Annotated in this window: 14 protein-coding genes; 10 read left to right on the forward strand and 4 right to left on the reverse strand. The window is 65.1% G+C overall.

Going from position 1 to position 17,388, the window contains the following annotated elements; genetic code table 11:
- Positions 1-86 precede the first annotated feature (86 nt).
- From CFR72_RS03925 to CFR72_RS17465, 10 genes are all read left to right on the forward strand, one after another.
- Complete coding sequence (locus CFR72_RS03925; protein WP_244182163.1) at positions 87-1,934, forward strand: M3 family oligoendopeptidase; 1,848 nt, start codon at positions 87-89, stop codon at positions 1,932-1,934.
- 1 nt (position 1,935) lies between these two features.
- On the forward strand, positions 1,936-3,300 hold the full coding sequence (locus tag CFR72_RS03930) for an ABC1 kinase family protein (RefSeq protein ID WP_110912740.1): 1,365 nt from the start codon (positions 1,936-1,938) through the stop codon (positions 3,298-3,300).
- A gap of 99 nt (positions 3,301-3,399) precedes the next feature.
- Positions 3,400-5,637 (forward strand): excinuclease ABC subunit UvrB, encoded by a 2,238-nt coding sequence (gene uvrB / locus CFR72_RS03935; RefSeq protein ID WP_110912741.1) that lies wholly within the window; start codon positions 3,400-3,402, stop codon positions 5,635-5,637.
- Positions 5,638-5,736: 99 nt separating this feature from the next.
- On the forward strand, positions 5,737-6,621 hold the full coding sequence (locus CFR72_RS03940; protein ID WP_110912742.1) for an aldose 1-epimerase: 885 nt from the start codon (positions 5,737-5,739) through the stop codon (positions 6,619-6,621).
- Entirely contained in the window at positions 6,615-7,178 is a 564-nt protein-coding gene (gene greB, locus CFR72_RS03945; RefSeq protein ID WP_110912743.1) for a transcription elongation factor GreB, read from the forward strand. Before CFR72_RS03940 ends, greB begins: the two co-directional genes overlap by 7 nt.
- Positions 7,179-7,299: 121 nt before the next feature.
- Complete coding sequence (gshB, locus tag CFR72_RS03950; RefSeq protein ID WP_110912744.1) at positions 7,300-8,298, forward strand: glutathione synthase; 999 nt, start codon at positions 7,300-7,302, stop codon at positions 8,296-8,298.
- 241 nt (positions 8,299-8,539) lie between these two features.
- Positions 8,540-9,250: a class I SAM-dependent methyltransferase gene (locus CFR72_RS03955; RefSeq protein ID WP_110912745.1), complete on the forward strand. Its 711-nt coding sequence runs from the start codon at positions 8,540-8,542 to the stop codon at positions 9,248-9,250.
- Between the two features lie 185 nt (positions 9,251-9,435).
- Positions 9,436-10,839 (forward strand): cbb3-type cytochrome c oxidase subunit I, encoded by a 1,404-nt coding sequence (locus tag CFR72_RS03960; protein ID WP_110912746.1) that lies wholly within the window; start codon positions 9,436-9,438, stop codon positions 10,837-10,839.
- Entirely contained in the window at positions 10,836-11,783 is a 948-nt protein-coding gene (cyoE, locus tag CFR72_RS03965) for a heme o synthase (protein WP_110912747.1), read from the forward strand. Before CFR72_RS03960 ends, cyoE begins: the two co-directional genes overlap by 4 nt.
- 45 nt (positions 11,784-11,828) lie before the next feature.
- A complete protein-coding gene (locus CFR72_RS17465) occupies positions 11,829-11,969 on the forward strand; it encodes a hypothetical protein (RefSeq protein WP_167400296.1) in 141 nt (46 codons plus the stop codon).
- A 186-nt stretch (positions 11,970-12,155) separates the two neighbouring features.
- Here the strand turns inward: CFR72_RS17465 and CFR72_RS03970 are convergent, their stop codons facing one another.
- From CFR72_RS03970 to thrC, 4 genes are all read right to left on the reverse strand, one after another.
- Positions 12,156-13,145 (reverse strand): Tim44 domain-containing protein, encoded by a 990-nt coding sequence (locus CFR72_RS03970; RefSeq protein ID WP_110912748.1) that lies wholly within the window; start codon positions 13,143-13,145, stop codon positions 12,156-12,158.
- 137 nt (positions 13,146-13,282) lie between these two features.
- Positions 13,283-14,623: a TldD/PmbA family protein gene (locus tag CFR72_RS03975; RefSeq protein WP_110912749.1), complete on the reverse strand. Its 1,341-nt coding sequence runs from the start codon at positions 14,621-14,623 to the stop codon at positions 13,283-13,285.
- Positions 14,620-15,885: a M16 family metallopeptidase gene (locus CFR72_RS03980; RefSeq protein WP_110912785.1), complete on the reverse strand. Its 1,266-nt coding sequence runs from the start codon at positions 15,883-15,885 to the stop codon at positions 14,620-14,622. The genes CFR72_RS03975 and CFR72_RS03980 overlap by 4 nt, the downstream gene beginning before the upstream one ends.
- 84 nt (positions 15,886-15,969) lie before the next feature.
- Positions 15,970-17,367, reverse strand: coding sequence for a threonine synthase (gene thrC / locus CFR72_RS03985; protein WP_110912750.1), 1,398 nt, complete (start codon positions 17,365-17,367; stop codon positions 15,970-15,972).
- Positions 17,368-17,388 lie beyond the last annotated feature (21 nt).

Raw genomic sequence — 17,388 nt, forward strand, 5'->3', positions numbered from 1 at the left:
CAGAGGGACTAGATTCCCCCTCACTGGAACTCAGGGTCCGCGCGACGGTGTTGCGCGGGCCTCTTGCGATGACGGGTAAGGCTCCGATGTCCGATCTGTATTTTTCCCATTCCTTCCTGCGTGGCGTGCATGCGTCCTCCCCTGCCGAAGGGAACGGGACTGTCGCGTCACCACAGGACGAGGCCCTGCCGCGATGGGACCTGCGTGACCTGTATGAAAGCCCCGAATCGCCGCAGCTCCAGACGGACCTTGAGCAGGCGGAAGAAGATTCGCGCGCGTTCGCCGATGCGTGGCGCGGCCGTCTGGCGCAGGCCGATGGCGCGGCCGTGGCGTCGGCCATCGTCGAATACCAGCGCATTGACGAGGTGCTGGGCCGGGCCGCGTCCTATGCGCAGCTTCTGTTCGCCGCCAATTCGGCGGATGCGAAGATCGCGCGCTTCAGCCAGTCGGTGAATGAACGCCTGACGGCCATTTCCACGCACCTTCTGTTCTTCACGCTGGAGATGAACCGCATTCCCGACGATGTGCTGGCGCGCCAGATGGCCGACCCCGCACTGGCGCACTGGGCGCCGTTCATCCGCGACCTGCGCGTGTTCCGCCCGTACCAGCTATCGGATGAGGTCGAGTCCGTCCTGCATGAGAAATCGGTCACCGGGGCGGCAGCGTGGAACCGCCTGTTTGACGAGACGATGGCCAGCCTGCGCGTGCCGCTCGATGGGGAGGAGATGACCCTTGGCTCCGCGCTTGATCGCATGTCCTCGCCCGACCGCCTGGCGCGTGCGCGCGCGGCGAAGGCGGTGGGGGAGACATTGCAGGAGCGTATCCGCCTGTTCTCCCTGGTGACGAACACGCTGGCCAAGGACAAGGCCATCACCGACACGCTGCGCCATTATCCGCGCCCGACCTCCGCACGCAACTGCGCGAACATGGTGGAGGACGAGGTCGTCGATGCGCTGGTGCAGGCCGTCACCGCGTCCTATCCGCGCCTGTCGCACCGCTATTACGCGCTCAAGGCGAAATGGCTGGGTGTGGGCAAGCTCCAGTACTGGGACCGTAACGCCCCGCTGACGACGCAGGACGAACCGCTGATCCCGTGGAAGGACGCCACGGCACAGGTGCTGGGCGCGTATGAGGGGTTCGACCCGCGCATGGGGGAGATCGGCCGCCGGTTCTTTGACAATGCATGGATCGACGCCCCGCCGGTGCCGGGCAAGGCGTCGGGCGCGTTCGCGCATCCGACCGTGCCGTCGGTGCATCCCTATCTCCTGCTGAACTATCGCGGGCGCACGCGCGACGTGATGACGCTGGCGCATGAACTTGGCCACGGGGTGCATCAGGTGCTGGCGGGCGCGCAGGGCTACCTGATGTCGGGCACGCCGCTGACGCTGGCGGAAACGGCCAGCGTGTTTGGCGAGATGCTGACCTTCCGCGCGCTGCTCGATGCGCAGAAGGACCCCACGCGCCGCCGCCTGATGCTGGCGGCGAAGGTGGAGGACATGCTCAACACTGTCGTGCGCCAGATCGCGTTCTACCGGTTCGAGACGCTGGTCCATGAGGAGCGGCGTTCGGGCGAACTGCTGCCTGAGCGCATTGGCGAGATCTGGCGCGAGACACAGGCCGAAAGCCTTGGCCCGGCGTTCGAATTCACGCCCGATTACGATGTTTACTGGACATACGTGCCGCATTTCATCCATTCGCCGTTCTATGTCTATGCCTATGCGTTTGGTGACTGCCTGGTGAACGCGCTGTATGATGTCTTTCAGTCCGGGCATCCGGGTTTTCAGGACAAGTATCTGGATATGCTGCGCGCGGGCGGGACAAAGCGGCATCGCGAACTGCTGGCGCCCTTCGGGCTGGATGCGGCGGACCCCGGTTTCTGGAACCTGGGGCTGGATGTGATCGCCGGATTTATTGACGAACTGGAGCGTATCTGACGTGGCGCAAGAATGGGATCTCGATAACAGCGGACTGTTTGGCGAATTCCGCCGCATGGTCCGTACCTCCGGCACGATTGGGGGAATCGCGGCCCGGATCGCCGGGCACAAGATGGGCTTCCGCTCTGACAAAGTGATGCATGCGGGGGACCTGAAGACCGCGCTTGGCGGGCTCAAGGGGCCGCTGATGAAGGGCGCGCAGCTTCTGTCCACCATCCCCGGCGCCCTGCCGGAGGAATATGCCATCGAACTGGCGCAGTTGCAGGCCAATGCCCCGCCGATGGGATGGAACTTCGTCCGTCGCCGCATGGCCAGCGAGCTTGGCCCCAACTGGGAGCGTAATTTCCGCATCTTCGGGCGGGAGGCTTCGGCCGCCGCAAGTCTGGGGCAGGTGCATCGTGCCGTGCTGCCCGACGGGCGCGTGGTTGCGTGCAAGCTGCAGTATCCGGACATGAAGGCCACGGTCGAATCCGACCTGCGCCAGTTCCGCATGGCGGTCGGCCTGTTCTACCGCATCGATAGCACCATCCAGCAGGATGACGTGCTCGAGGAGCTTGAGGCGCGGCTGTACGAGGAACTCGACTACACGCGGGAGGCCGCGAATATGCGGCTGTATCGCCTCATGCTTGCGAACGCGCCGGATGTCACGGTACCTGCCCCGATCGAGCACCTGTGCACCAAACGGCTGCTGACGATGGAATGGGTGAACGGGCGCGGCATCCAGAAGGTGCTCGATGCCAACCCGGACCAGGAACAGCGCAACATGATGGCGCGTTCGCTGTTCCATGCCTGGTACATCCCGCTCTACCGCTATGGCGTCATCCATGGCGACCCGCACATGGGCAATTTCACCGTGCGCGACGATTACGGCATCAACCTGCTGGATTTCGGGGCGATCCGCATCTTCCCGGCGTCCTTCGTGCAGGGGATCATCGACCTGTACCGCGCCCTGCAGACCAATGACGAGGACCTGGCCTACCACGCCTATCAGGGGTTGGGCTTTACCAACATGTCGCGCGATACGATGCGCGTGCTCAATGAATGGGCGCGCTTCATCTATGAACCGCTGATGCAGGACCGCGTGCGCGCCATTCAGGAGGACAACGACCCGCAATATGGCCGCGTGGTGGCGGAGAAGGTCTATGCCGGGCTGAAGCGCACCGGCGGCGTGCGCCCGCCGCGCCCGTTCGTGCTGGTGGACCGTTCGGCCATCGGGCTGGGCAGCGTGTTCCTGCGGCTCAGGGCGCGTCTGAACTGGTATCGCCTGTTCCAGGAAATGATCGAGGATTTCGACAGCGCGAAGCTTGCGCAGCGCCAGGCCGCCGCCGTGAGCGAGGCGCGCGTGCCCCCGCCGCTCGGCGACTGACATCCCGTGCCGCGGGAGGCGGTGCAGGGGTGAAAAGGGGCAATATCTTTGCCCGTTACCCTTGCGTCCGCCGCCGTTGCTCCCCACTGTCAACACATCATGGCAGCAGCACCGCGCAAGAAAAAACGCATTACCGACCGGATCGAACCCCCGGTCACCTTCCAGCCCGAACGGCAGCCCGCCAAGCCCAAGACCCGGCAGTTCAAGATCCACTCCCCCTATGAACCGGCGGGCGACCAGCCCACGGCGATCGGTGAACTCGTCGCCGGTGTGGAGGCGGGGGAGCGCGACCAGGTCCTGCTTGGGGTGACCGGGTCGGGCAAGACCTTCACCATGGCCAAGGTGATCGAGGCGACGCAGAAGCCGACCCTTGTCCTCGCGCCGAACAAGACGCTGGCCGCGCAGCTTTATGCGGAGATGAAGGAATTCTTCCCCGACAACGCGGTGGAATATTTCGTCAGCTACTACGATTACTACCAGCCCGAAGCGTATGTCCCGCGCTCCGACACCTATATTGAAAAAGACAGCCAGATCAACGAGCAGATCGACCGCATGCGCCATGCCGCAACGCAGGCGCTGCTGGAGCGCAACGATGTCATCATCGTCGCCTCGGTCTCGTGCATCTATGGTATCGGCTCGGTCGAGACCTATTCGCGCATGGTCGTACGGCTGGAAAGTGGCGGCTCGATCGACCGCGACCAGTTGGTCAAGGCGCTGGTGGAACTGCAGTACCGCCGCAATGACGCAGGATTCCAGCGCGGCACCTTCCGCGTGCGCGGCGAAAGCGTGGACATCTTCCCCGTCCAGAACGAGGACCGGGCCTGGCGCGTCACCCTGTTTGGCGACGAGATCGACGAGATCATCGAGTTCGATCCCCTGACCGGCGACAAGACCGCCGACCTGCAGGAAGTCAGCATCTACGCCAACAGCCATTACGTCACGCCGCGCCCGACGCTCAACCAGGCGGTCACGGGTATCAAGGCCGAACTGCGCACGCAGCTTGAACACCTGACGAAGGAAGGCAAGCTGCTGGAGGCGGAGCGGTTGCAGCAGCGCACGACCTTCGACCTGGAGATGATCGAGACGACCGGCGTGTGCAAGGGGATCGAGAACTATTCACGCTACCTGTCGGGGCGCAAGCCGGGGGAGCCGCCGCCGACCCTGTTCGAATACCTGCCCGAGGATGCGCTGCTGATCGTCGATGAAAGCCATGTGACCGTGCCGCAGATCGGCGGCATGGAACGCGGGGACTATGCGCGCAAGTCGGTGCTGGCGGAATTCGGATTCCGCCTGCCGTCCTGCCTTGACAACCGGCCGCTGAAATTCGGCGAATGGGACGCTTTCCGCCCGCAGAGCATCTTCGTCAGCGCAACGCCGGGCCCGTGGGAACTGCAGCGCACGGGCGGCGTGTTCGCCGAGCAGGTGATCCGCCCGACCGGCCTGATCGACCCGGTGACCGACATGCGGCCCGTCGCCCACCAGGTGGACGACCTGCTGGCGGAATGCCGGCAGGCCATTGCCGATGGCGGCCGCGTGCTGGTGACGACCCTGACCAAGCGCATGGCCGAAGACCTGACCGAATACATGAACGAGGCCGGGATCAAGGTGCGCTACCTGCATTCCGACGTCGATACGCTGGAGCGGATCGAGATCATCCGCGACCTGCGCCTCGGGGCGTTCGACGTGCTGATCGGCATCAACCTGCTGCGTGAGGGGCTGGATATCCCCGAATGTTCGCTTGTCGCCATCCTTGATGCGGACAAGGAAGGGTTCCTGCGTTCGCGCACCTCGCTGATCCAGACGATCGGCCGCGCCGCGCGTAACGTGGACGGACGCGTGCTGCTGTATGCGGACAAGATGACCGACAGCCTTGCCTACGCCATCGAGGAGACGGCGCGCAGGCGTGAAAAGCAGACCCTGTGGAACGAGGAACACGGCATCACCCCGCGTTCGGTGCGCAAGCATATCGGCGAGGTCCTGTCCTCCGTCTTCGAACAGGATTACGTGACCGTGTCCCCCACGCCGGAGGGGGATATCAAGGACATGGTGGGCAAGGATCTCAAGGGGGCGATTGCCGACCTTGAAAAACGCATGCGCGCGGCCTCTGCCGACCTGGAGTTCGAGACGGCGGCCCGCCTGCGTGACGAGATCCGCCGGCTTGAGGCGGTCGAACTCGGGCTGGAGCCACCGCCTGTCGCGCAGTCCATGGCCGGGCGCGCGGGCAGCAACGCCCGTGCCGACGCCCGGCGCAGCCGCACGCCACAGCCACTTGGCCCAGGGGGCGGGGGATACGATCCCGATGCCCGGCGCGGGGGTGGACGCCGCAAGGGGCGCTGACGCACCACGGCGTGCGCGCCCGTGCGATGGGCCATGGCTTTTCGTGCGCGCGAAAAACGGGCAGGATCATTCCGGATGGCAGCAGCAGGGGGAGCCGGGATGATCGAACTGAAGGCGGGCGAGGCACGTCTGGGCCTGCTGCCCGATGTGGGCGGGGCGATCGCCTACTGGCGGCGCAGTGGCATGTCGTTCCTTCATCCGGTGGCGGACCCGCACCTTGTGGCGCAGCGCGGGCGTGCGGTGGGGGGGTATCCCCTCGTGCCGTTTTCAAACCGCATCGCCCATGGCCGCTTCAGCTTCGAGGGGCAGGAGTACCGGCTGGACCGCAATTTCGTGGGCGAGGACAATGTCCTGCATGGCAATGGCTGGGAACGGCGCTGGCGGCTTGACCTGCTGGCCGATGATAGCGCGACGCTGGAACTCGACCATGAACCGCCCGGTGACCCGGTCGGGCAATGGCCGTTCGCCTATCGCGCGCTGCTGCGTTTCGACCTGCGCGAATGTGGCCTGTCGATCGGCATGATGATCGAAAATACCGATACCCGTGACCAGCCGGTGGGGCTGGGCTTCCATCCCTACTTCCCGCGCCATAACGGCCTGCGGCTGGGATTTTCGGCGCAATCCGTCTGGACCAGCGACGATGACCACCTGCCGTCGCTGCGCATCCCGGCGCAGGGCGACTGGTCGTTCGAGAAGATGCGCGACGTGGGCGAAACCGCCATCGACAACTGCTATGCCGGGTGGTCGCGCAGCGCGTTCCTGCGCTGGCCGCGCCTTGGCATGTCCCTGACGATGGAGGCGAGCGACATCTTCCGCCACCTTGTCCTCTATACCCCGCCGGGCCAGCCTTTCATCGCGGTGGAGCCTGCCTCCAACATGAATGACGCGTTCAACCGTCCCGGCGTGGAGGATGGCGGCGTGCATGTACTGCCCCCCGGCGGCAAGCTGGAGGGACATGTGCGCATGACCGTCGCCACATGCTGACGCGCGCGCCCGCGAAGGGCGGCCAGGGAAGCGGCGGGCAAGGGAGCAGCGGGCAGGGAAGCGAACTTGCGCGCTATATCTCGCCTGCCGGGATGGATGCGCTGCGCGGTGAACTCAATACCCTAATGCGTGACGAGCGTCCCCGGATTGTCGAGATCGTGTCATGGGCGGCGGGCAATGGCGACCGGTCCGAAAATGGCGATTACCTGTATGGCAAGAAGCGCCTGCGCGAGATTGACCGCAGGGTGCGTTTCCTGACGAAGCGCATCGAAAAGGCGATCATCGTGGACCCCGCGCAACAGCCCCGGCGCGATCATGTCTTTTTCGGCGCGACCGTCACCTATGCTACCGAACGTGACGAAACGCGCGTCGTTACCATCCTGGGCGTGGACGAGGCGGATACGGTGCGCGGGGAAATCAGCCTCGTCTCCCCCGTCGCGCGTGCCCTGATGCGCGCGCGCGTGGGGGACGAGGTGCGGCTTGTGACGCCACGCGGCGATGAAATGCTGGAGGTCATGGCCATTTCCTATCCGCCCGAGACGGGCGGGCGCGCATGAAAAACCGGCCGTTGCCGCTGGCTGTGGCGGGGCTTACACATTATGACGTTTTTCAAGAACGTTATTTCGTATTATTACACGGTCGGAGTATCCGTCCCGTAGCCCGTCCGGAGGCCCACCCATGTCGCGCCCACTGAAAATAGCGGTCCAGATGGATCCGCTTGGTGCCATAGACATCAACGGCGATTCGACCTTCGCCCTGATGCTGGAGGCGCAGGCCCGGGGCTACGAACTCCATGTCTACCAGGTGGAGACGATGAGCCTGAGCGAGGGACGCATCTCGCCGGAGGGGACGCGGCTTGAACGGCTTGTCGCGCGGGCGCGCCGCGTGCAGGTGCAGCGCGTCGCGGGCGCACATGCGACCTATGGGGAGGAGCATGTCCTCGACCTCGGCAGCATGGACGTGATCCTGATGCGTCAGGACCCGCCCTTTGACATGGCCTACATCACCGCGACCCATATGCTTGAGCATGTCCATGGCGTGGGTCCGGGGCGTGCGCTGGTGGTCAATGATCCCGTATCCGTGCGCAATGCGCCAGAAAAGCTGCTGGTGACGCATTATCCCGACCTGATGCCGCCCACGCTGGTGACATGGGATGTGCGCGCCATCCGCGATTTCCGCGCCAGGTGGCGCGACATCATCGTCAAGCCGCTGTTCGGCAATGGCGGCGCGGGCGTCTTTCGCATCCGCGAGGACGACCCCAACCTCAATTCCCTGCTGGAGATGCACTTCGCCCGCTCACGCGAGCCATTGATGATCCAGCGCTATGAACCCGCCGTGCGGCAGGGGGACAAGCGGATCATCCTGGCGGACGGGCACCCGATCGGCGCGATCGACCGTGTCCCGGCCGAAGGGGAGGCACGTTCGAACATGCATGTCGGCGGGCGGGCGGTCAAAGCCACCCTGACGCCGCGGGATCACGAAATCTGTGCCGCGATCGGTCCGTTCCTGCGTGAACATGGGCTGATTTTCGTCGGCATCGACGTGATTGGCGACTGTTTGACGGAAATCAATGTGACTTCGCCCACGGGGTTGCAGGAAATCGACCGTTTCGATGGCGTCAACACCGCGTCCATGCTGTGGGACTGCATCATCGCCCGCCTTGGCGGCAGGGGATGAGGTGAAACGGGAATGCGGACGGGGCCGTATCGGCGGGCGTATGAAAATGTTATGCCGTTGCGGGCCATCGCCGTGACGTATGCCATCTGGCGTCATTGCACAGGGAATATTCCGGGCGGCGTCCCGGGATACATAATGGGAATCTAATGCAGCAGAACGGGACAGGTTTGATTATGCCAGACGCGCAACGGCAGGGCCGGACCCTGAAGACGGTTTGCATCGAAGGGGCAGGTACCATCTGATGAGTGACGTTCTGCGTGATTCCACCGCCGAAAAGGTGGTCGAGATTCCCTCTCCGCGTTCTGCCCTTGACGCCGATGCGGTCAAGGTGGCCTACCGCCGGTGGGCCGCGGTGTATGACGCCCTGTTCGGGGGGATCTCCGCCCTTGCGCGCAAGCGCGCGGTGGAGGAGGTGAACGCCCTGCCGGGGAAAAAGGTGCTGGAGGTCGGGGTCGGCACCGGCCTTGCGCTGCCCTATTACCGCCGTGACAAGCAGATCACCGGCATCGACCTGTCCGAAGACATGCTGGAACGCGCGCGGCAGCGTGTGAAGAAACTGCACCTGTCGAATGTCGATGCGCTGCTGGAAATGGATGCGGAGGAGACGAAATTCCCCGACGCATCGTTTGATATCGCCGTGGCGATGTTCGTGGCCTCCGTCGTGCCGCATCCGCGCCGCCTGCTGGGCGAACTCAAGCGCGTGGTCAAGCCGGGCGGGCACATCCTGTTCGTCAACCATTTCCTTGCAACCGGCGGTGTGCGCCTTGCGGTCGAACGCGGCATGGCGCGGGCCTCGCGCTCGCTGGGGTGGCATCCGGATTTCGCGATCGAGGGGCTGCTCCCGCCAGAGGACCTGGCCCGTGCGGTCATCCGCCCGGTGCCGCCCGCGGGCCTGTTCACGCTGGTGACGCTCGACCGGCTGGACGACAGCAGTGAGTCGCTGGTGGCCTGAAGCCATCCGTATCCGGCACGATCCATGCGCAGCCCTGTCCTGACGGCAGGGCTGTAATGACATTCCCGCGACCGACAGGGCTGCTCACGGGGTCGTTTTTACGGATATGCCGGGATATATTGCCGCCTGAAATGCTATATCAGGGCTGTGGCGCAATCCCCGCGTCACAAGGGGAGTAGATACATATGCCAACAGTCGGTCAGGATCGGATCGATGGTGCGGGCGCCGGTTCGCCCACCGGGACCGCCGGGGCGCGGGCGGGTTCGGGCGCTCACCGTCACGTTGGAACCCTGTATCTGTCCCTTGCCGTCGTGGCCGGGGCGGTGGGCGGCATGCTTGCCGTCGCGCTGCAGGCGGGCCTGCTGCCGCATGACCTGCTGGCGAACTGGGGCGGGGGCGACGCCGATGGCATGTGGGAACGCATCGCCACCCGCCATGGCATGATGATGGTCTTCTTCTGCGCGCTGCCGGCCCTGTTCGGCGGGTTTGGCAACTGGTTCGTGCCGTTGCTGACCGGGGCGCGGGACATGGCGTTCCCCCGTCTCAATACCCTGTGCTGGCTTGCCGTCGCCGGCAGTTTCATCCTCGCGCTGCTTGGCCTGTCGGTCGTGACGGCGCCCGCCATTTCGATTGCGGCCCTGCTGCTGTGGTGCGTGGGCATGCTGGGGATGGCGATCAACATGGTGGCGTCCGTCCTGAACATGCGCGCGCCGGACATGCGCCTGCGGGATATGCCGGTGTTCGTGTGGGCGCAGGCGCTCACCGCGATGATGCTGGTCATGGTCGTGCCCGTACTGGCCGGTGCGCTGACGCGCATTGCACTGGACGGGGGCGATGTCTTTGCGCATCTCGACACCGTGCTGCGTGCCTTTGCCGGGCCGGAAATGGCGCTGCTGCTGCTGCCTTCCATCGGGATCGTCAGCCAGGTGGTGGAGACGTTCTGTGGCGTGCCCCTGCGTGGGCGCATGCAGGTAGTGGGGGCGCTGACGGTCATGTCCGTGGGGGGCGGCGCCGTCTGGACGCATGACCTGTTCAATGGCGGGCTGGGCGCGTCTGATGGATATCATGCCGTTGCCGAACTGCTGGTGATCCTGGCCCCTGTCGTCATGGTGCTGGGCGCATGGGCGGCGACGGTGCTGGCGGGACATGTGCGTTCCAGCCTGCCGATGGCATGGGCGGCGGGTTGCGCCGTGCTGCTGGTGGCGGGGGGCGTGATGTCGCTCCTGCCCGGCGGGATGGGCGACGTGCATGCGGCCACCGTCTTTGCCGCCGTGTTCGCCACCTTTGCCGGTTTTTATTACTGGGTGGGCAAGATGAGCGGCCATGTCGCGCCGCGCCTTGCCGGGCAGGTCCATTTCATCCTGACGGCGGCGGGCACCATTGTGTCGCTGATGGCGCATCAGGGGACGCTCGCCGTGGCAGGCGCAATGCTGATGGGGGCATCCATCGTGGTATTCGCCGGGGTGGTCGCCGCGACCTGCATGCGCGGGCGTGGGCATATTGCCGCCAATTACTGGGGTGAGGGCGCGCGGACGCTGGAATGGACGCTGCCGTCGCCCGTCAGCATGGACAGGGGGAACGGGGCATGAGTGGTTCGGTCGCATCGGCTTCGGAGAACCCGGCCTATCCGGTTTCGGTTGTCGGGACGCAGGCGCGCGACTGGTTCGTGCTGCTCAAGCCCCGGGTCATTTCCCTTGTGGTCTTTACCGGGGCGGCGGGCCTTGCCATGGCGCCGGGGCACCTGAACCCCGTGATCGCGGCCATCAGCATCCTGTGCATCTGCATGGCGTCGGGTGCGGCGGGTGCGATCAACATGTGGTACGACCGCGATATCGACGCGGTGATGAAACGCACGGCCACGCGTCCCATTCCCGACGGCCGCATGCGCCCTGATGAAGTCCTGGGCTTTGGCATCGGCCTGTCGGTGGCGTCGGTCATCCTGATGTGGCTGGCGACGAATGCGCTGGCTGCCGGGATCCTTGCGTTTTCGATCTTCTTCTATGCCGTCGTCTATACGATGTGGCTGAAGCGTTCCACGCCGCAGAACATCGTCATCGGTGGCGCGGCAGGTGCGTTCCCGCCGATGATTGGCTGGGCTGCTGCGACCGGGTCGCTGACGGTGCTGCCGATTGTCATGTTCGGCATCATCTTCCTGTGGACGCCACCGCATTTCTGGTCGCTGTCGCTCTATGCGTGCAAGGATTACGGACGGGCGGGGATTCCCATGCTGCCGGTCGTGCGTGGCGCGCGGCATACGCGGTGGCAGATCCTGTGGTACACCATCATCCTGATGGCGGTGACGCTGGTGCCGTCCGCGATGCACCTTGCCGGGTGGCTCTATACGCTGACGGCGACTGTCCTTGGGCTGGGCTTCATCTATCGCGCGATCGGCGTCCTGCGGGACCGTCAGGATGCGCAGGGCGTCAGCCATACGGGTGACCTGCCCGCGCGCAAGGCGTTCCGGTATTCACTGGCTTACCTGTTCCTGCTGTTCTGCGGCATGCTGGCGGACCATTTCCTCATCATGCAGTGATGGGCGGCCTGCCGCGCGTGCCTTTATCCAAGAAGGGATATTGCAATGTCATCGGATAACGCCCCTGTGGCGCGTACCCCGGCCGAGGAATATGCCCGTCGGCACAAGGGCCGTATCTATGGCGTGGCCCTGACGTTTGGGGCGCTGGCGACGATCCTGTATGTGCTGAGCCTCGTTCGGATCTGATCCGAAAACCGACAAGAAGTTTTTGGTGAAGCTTTTTCCAAAAAGCTTCAAAAGACGCCGCCTTTTCGGAAAAAGGCGGCACCCAAAAACTCTTATTCATTCTTCATGAGGCTGCCAGAACCAGCCCATAAAAAAAGGGTGGTCCGACATATGCCGGGCCACCCTTCTTCTTTTGTTATGTGCGGATCAGCGCGCCGTCTGCTGGATGGCGGACAGCAGCCACATCCCGCCGCGGGAACTGCGTTCGAACGTCCACAGTTCCGTCACTGTCTGGCGTTCGGTCGAACTGCCGTCGATGACATGGCCCATCGTGTCGGTGGTCATGTCGATCAGGGAATACCGCATGGCCACCGTGGCGAAATCCATGCCGCCTTCCTGCCAGCTTTCCGTCAGGTCGCCATTTTCAAACCGCACGTCCGACACGACATTGCGTGCGCCACGGCTGGCAAGGGCGGTCAACTGGCGGCTGAAGTAATTGACCATCTCCGGCGTAGCCATGTGCTGCAGCGCGCCAAGGTTCTGCTGGCTCCACGCGGTCTGGATATTGATCAGCGCCTGCTGGAACGCCTGATAGTCGGCAGCCGTCAGCACAAGCTGCTGTGTGCCTGCGCCCACAGGCTGCTGCGGCGGGGCGGCAGCGCCACCCCCGGTCAGGCTGGACAGTCCCGGCAGGCCGGAGGATGTGCTGCCCCCCTGTCCCGAAAAGCGGCGGATCAGCCACCGGACCACGAAGAAGACCAGCAGAAGCTGGATCAGCAGGCCGAGGATCCCGCTACCGCCCATGCCGCTGCCGAACATGCCATGTCCGAAGACCATGCCGAACAGGCCCGCGCCAAGCAGTCCGCCGGCAAAGCCGGTGAGGAAGGGATGGCGGGGCCGCCCCATCATCGCCGCAGCGCCCGCGCCGTAGGGCATGCGCGTGGCCGCCCCATAGGGCGCCGAGGGGCTGCTGCGCGGGGTCATGGTCTGCTGGAACGGGGTTGCGCCATAGGGGGCCGTGGCCGTGCGGGGCGGCGCGGAGTAGGTACGCGACCCCCTGCTGCCCATCGACATGCCGCCCCCGGCGCGCGCATCGGCGGCCACCGGATGGACAAGCAGGGGAAGGGCCGCCAGCGCGGCGCTCAGGCTCAGGATGATGCGTTTACGGAGCATCGGTCGCGAATGGGTCTGTTTCATCTGCGTCAGGGTATCTGGTATCCTGCGATAAGGCGATCCCGACGACTGCCGACGGAACCGTGGTTTATTTCAATATGGGGTTTAATCCGTCGATAAACAGGGGGCAGGGGACATTATCGTGTCCCCTGTCGCACAATTCATGCGCCCGCAATCATCATGTCATCAATCCGCACGGTCGGCGCATTGGTGACGCGGCGGAACTGCAGGTCACTGGCGGGTTGCATGCGGGCGAACATGTCCACAAGGTTGCCCGCCACCGTCAGTTCCGCCACAGGCTCCGCCAGTTGCCCGTCACGGATCATGAACCCGGCGGCCCCACGGCTGTAATCGCCGGTGATGCCGTTGATGGCCGATCCCATCAGTTCGGTGACATAGATGCCTTCGCCAATATCCGCCATCAGGTCCTGCGGCGTGACCGCGCCTGGCTGCATGTACAGGCTCCCCAGCGAGGGCGAAGGCGGCGACGACGCCCCCCGACTGGCGCAGCCATTGGACACCAGCCCAAGCTGCCGCGCGCTGCGCGCATCGAGCGCCCATGTCTGCAGCACCCCGTCCTTGACGATCGTCAGCGGTTGCGTCCGCACGCCTTCGCCATCGAACGGGTGCGCGCCCAGTCCCCGCACACGCAGGGGATCGGCAATGATGGTGATGCCCGCATCCATGATCCGCTGGCCCATCCGTTCCTTGAGGAACGAGGTGCCGCGGGCGATGGAAATGCCGTTCACCGCGCCAGAGAGATGGCTCAGCAGGCTGGTGGAAATGCGCGGGTCCAGCACGATGGGCATCCGCCCCGTGCGTGGCCGGACGGGGTTGAGGCGCGCGACCGTGCGTTCGCCCGCATGCCGCCCGATGGTGGCCGCGTCCTCCAGATCCGACAGGTGCACCGCCGAATGGTAATCGTAGTCGCGCTGCATCCCCGTGCCCTGTCCCGCCACAACACTGGCGGAGATGGAATGGCTGCTGCGTGCATACGCGCCGGAGAAGCCCGCCGAGGTCATCAGGAGGATATCCATGCGACCCGCGCTGGCGGAGGCGCCGTTGGTGTTGCTGACCCCCCTGATGGCAAGGGCGGCGGCTTCCGCCGTGCGGGCGCGTTCGATCAGGTCGGCGGTGGAAGGCTCCGCCGTGTCCAGAAGGTCCAGTCCCGCCGCATCGACATGGCCATGGACGGCCTGGTCGCACAGGCCGGCGAACCGGTCCTCCGGCACGACGCGCGCCATCGCCAGCGCCTGGGTCACCAGTGGGTCGAAGCGCGCGGGATCAAGGCTGGTGGCCGACACGATGGCCGAACGGTGGCCGACGAACACCCGCAGGCCAAGGTCGCAGGTTTCGGAACGTTCCAGTTCCTCCGCCATGCCATTGCGCACCTGTGCCGCATGGGCGACCCGGGTGATGTAAACCGCATCGGCCGCATCCGCGCCGGCGGCGCGCGCCTGGTTGAGCAGGGTCGAAATGAGGTCGAGCGGTTCCGGTGTCATCGGGCGAGGATCTCCGCAACTGTGGCGACGTGGGGCATGTGCCTGACCGGCCCCAGCGATGTCAGGGTGGGGGTGCCGTGGAAGACGCGGGCGGCCACGCGCTGCACATCGGCGATGGTGACGGCGTCGATCCGCTTTACCGTTTCATGGGTGGGGATCAGGCGGTCGAAGATCTGCAACTGCCGCGCCAGTTGCTCACACCGGCTGCCGGTGCTTTCCAGTGACATCAGCAGCGAGGATTTCAACTGCGCGCGGGCGCGGTCAAGTTCGTTCTGCGCCACCTGTCCCTGCACCTTGCGCAGTTCCTCCAGCGTGACCGGGATCAGGTCCGCGACCTGGGATTCGCCGGTGCCCGCGTAAATCCCGAACAGCCCGCCCTGACGGAAGGGGGCGTTGAAGGAATAGACGGAATAGACCAGGCCGCGCTTTTCACGGATTTCCTGGAACAGGCGCGACGACATGCCACCACCCAGCAGCGTGGACAGCAGCAGGGCCGGATAATAGTCGGGATCGCCGTACCCGACCGACGGGAAGCCCAGCACGATATGCGCCTGGTCGAGGTCACGCTGCTGCGCGAACTCGCCCCCGACATAGCTCACGCCGGGGCGCGGCGGGATGGCCGTCTGCGGCAGGTCGCGGAAGTGCTGCTCCACCATCTCCACCACATGATGGTGATGCAGGTTGCCCGCCGCTGCGATGATGGTGTTGCGCGCGGTGTAATGCGTGCGCATGTAGGTCATCAGCGTCTCGCGGCTCATCTCCCGGATACCGGCCTCCGTGCCCAGCGTGGGACGGCCCATTGGCTGGTTGGGGAAGGCGGTTTCCTGGAAATGGTCGAACACGATGTCGTCGGGCGTGTCGTTGGCCTGTCCGATTTCCTGCAGGATCGCGCCGCGTTCGCGCTCCAGCTCATCCGGGGCAAAGCTGCTGTGGGTCAGGATGTCGCCGATGATGTCCACGCCAAGCGGCAGGTCTTCCTTGAGCAGCTTGACGTAATAGGCGGTGTGTTCGCGCGCGGTGTAGGCGTTGATGTGGCCGCCGACATTCTCGATCTCTTCCGCGATGCCCGCTGCCGTGCGTGTCGCCGTGCCCTTGAACGCCATGTGTTCGAGGAAGTGGGAAACCCCGTTCTCGCTCGCGTCCTCGTTGCAGGTGCCGGCGGCGACATACGCCCCGAAGGAGGCGGTTTCGACACGCTCCATCCGTTCGGTGACAACGGTCAGCCCGGAAGGCAGGCGGGTAACATTGATGAGGTCAGTCATTCGGATCCTGAAGGCCCGGCCGGGTTCACTGACCGGCAGGGCCATGTTGGAGAAATCAGGGAAGGAAGCGGGACGACCGGCGGGTCAGCTATTCTTCAGCACCGCAGCGCGCACCTTGTCCTCGATCGCGCCGAGGTCGGCGGCCACGACCTCGTAACGCTCCGGACGGTCGAACAGGTCCGCGAGCGCATCGGGCAGGGCCGGACGGATGCCGATCGCCTTTTCCATCGCGTCGGGGAATTTGGCGGGGTGCGCGGTCGCCATCGCCACCATGGGGATGCCCGGTTCACGGAATGCGCGCCCCGCGGCGATGCCGATCGCGGTATGCGGGTCGGCCATGTACTGGCTTTTTGCATGCAGGCGGCGGATTTCGGCCACCGTCGCGTCATCATCAAGTGCGACGCCATGGAACAGCGCATTGGCCCTGTCCCATACCGGCGTGGGGACATGCATGCGCCCGGTTTTGCGGAACTCCGTCATCGTGCGCGCGCACGCTTCGGCGTCACGGTCGAGCAGTTCGAACAGGAGACGTTCGAAATTCGACGACACCTGGATATCCATCGACGGCGACAGGCTGGGCACGACGCCGTGGATGGACATGTCGTTTTCGTTGAGGAAGCGCGACAGGATGTCGTTGCGGTTCGATCCCACGCACAGCGCGCGGACCGGCAGCCCCATCTGGCGCGCAACCCACGCGGCCAGCACGTTGCCGAAATTGCCGGTCGGCACGGCGAACGCCACCTCCCGGTCCGGCGCGCCGAGGGCCAGCGCGGAATAGACGTAATACGGCACCTGGGCCGCGATTCGTGCCCAGTTGATGGAATTGACCGCCGACAGGTGCATGTCGGTGCGGAACGCGGTGTCGGCGAACATCGCCTTGACCATGTCCTGGCAGTCGTCGAACGTGCCCCGGACCGCAAGGTTGGTGACGTTGGGTTCCAGCACGGTCGTTATCTGGCGGCGCTGCACGTCGGATGTGCGTCCCTCGGGGTGGAGGATCACCACGCGCAGGCGTTCGCGCCCGCGACACGCCTCGATCGCGGCGGAACCGGTATCGCCCGAGGTCGCGCCGACGATGGTCACATGCTCGCCCCGCTGCGTCAGCACATGGTCGAACAGGCGGCCAAGCAACTGCATCGCCATGTCCTTGAACGCCAGCGTCGGGCCGTGGAACAGTTCCTGCACGAACAGCCAGTCCTCCACCTGCGTCAGCGGCACGATGGCGGCGTGGTCGAAATGGGCATAGGCGTCGCGGCACAGCCCCGCCAGTACGTCGGGTGCGATGGAGCCTGCAGTGAACGGCGCCATCACGCGCGCGGCGAGTTCCGGATAGGGCAGGCCACGCAGGTCACGCCACTGCTGGGGCGAGAATTCAGGCCAGCTTTCCGGCAGGTACAGTCCACCGTCCTCGGCCAGGCCAGCCAGGAGCACGGACGAGAAATCGCGGACAGGGGCTTGTCCCCGGGTAGAAATATAGCGCATGGGTCCGATCATAATGCCATC

The sequence above is a fragment of the Gluconacetobacter entanii genome, from assembly GCF_003206495.1.
Classification (GTDB): domain Bacteria; phylum Pseudomonadota; class Alphaproteobacteria; order Acetobacterales; family Acetobacteraceae; genus Novacetimonas; species Novacetimonas entanii.

Coding starts and splice junctions, on each gene's coding strand:
- CFR72_RS03925 (WP_244182163.1), top strand. CDS start 87: ATGTCCGATCTGTATTTTTCCCATTCCTTCCTGCGTGGCGTGCATGCG.
- uvrB (WP_110912741.1), top strand. CDS start 3,400: ATGGCAGCAGCACCGCGCAAGAAAAAACGCATTACCGACCGGATCGAA.
- CFR72_RS03940 (WP_110912742.1), top strand. CDS start 5,737: ATGATCGAACTGAAGGCGGGCGAGGCACGTCTGGGCCTGCTGCCCGAT.
- greB (WP_110912743.1), top strand. CDS start 6,615: ATGCTGACGCGCGCGCCCGCGAAGGGCGGCCAGGGAAGCGGCGGGCAA.
- gshB (WP_110912744.1), top strand. CDS start 7,300: ATGTCGCGCCCACTGAAAATAGCGGTCCAGATGGATCCGCTTGGTGCC.
- CFR72_RS03955 (WP_110912745.1), top strand. CDS start 8,540: ATGAGTGACGTTCTGCGTGATTCCACCGCCGAAAAGGTGGTCGAGATT.
- CFR72_RS03960 (WP_110912746.1), top strand. CDS start 9,436: ATGCCAACAGTCGGTCAGGATCGGATCGATGGTGCGGGCGCCGGTTCG.
- cyoE (WP_110912747.1), top strand. CDS start 10,836: ATGAGTGGTTCGGTCGCATCGGCTTCGGAGAACCCGGCCTATCCGGTT.
- CFR72_RS17465 (WP_167400296.1), top strand. CDS start 11,829: ATGTCATCGGATAACGCCCCTGTGGCGCGTACCCCGGCCGAGGAATAT.
- CFR72_RS03970 (WP_110912748.1), bottom strand. CDS start 13,145: ATGAAACAGACCCATTCGCGACCGATGCTCCGTAAACGCATCATCCTG.
- CFR72_RS03975 (WP_110912749.1), bottom strand. CDS start 14,623: ATGACACCGGAACCGCTCGACCTCATTTCGACCCTGCTCAACCAGGCG.
- CFR72_RS03980 (WP_110912785.1), bottom strand. CDS start 15,885: ATGACTGACCTCATCAATGTTACCCGCCTGCCTTCCGGGCTGACCGTT.
- thrC (WP_110912750.1), bottom strand. CDS start 17,367: ATGCGCTATATTTCTACCCGGGGACAAGCCCCTGTCCGCGATTTCTCG.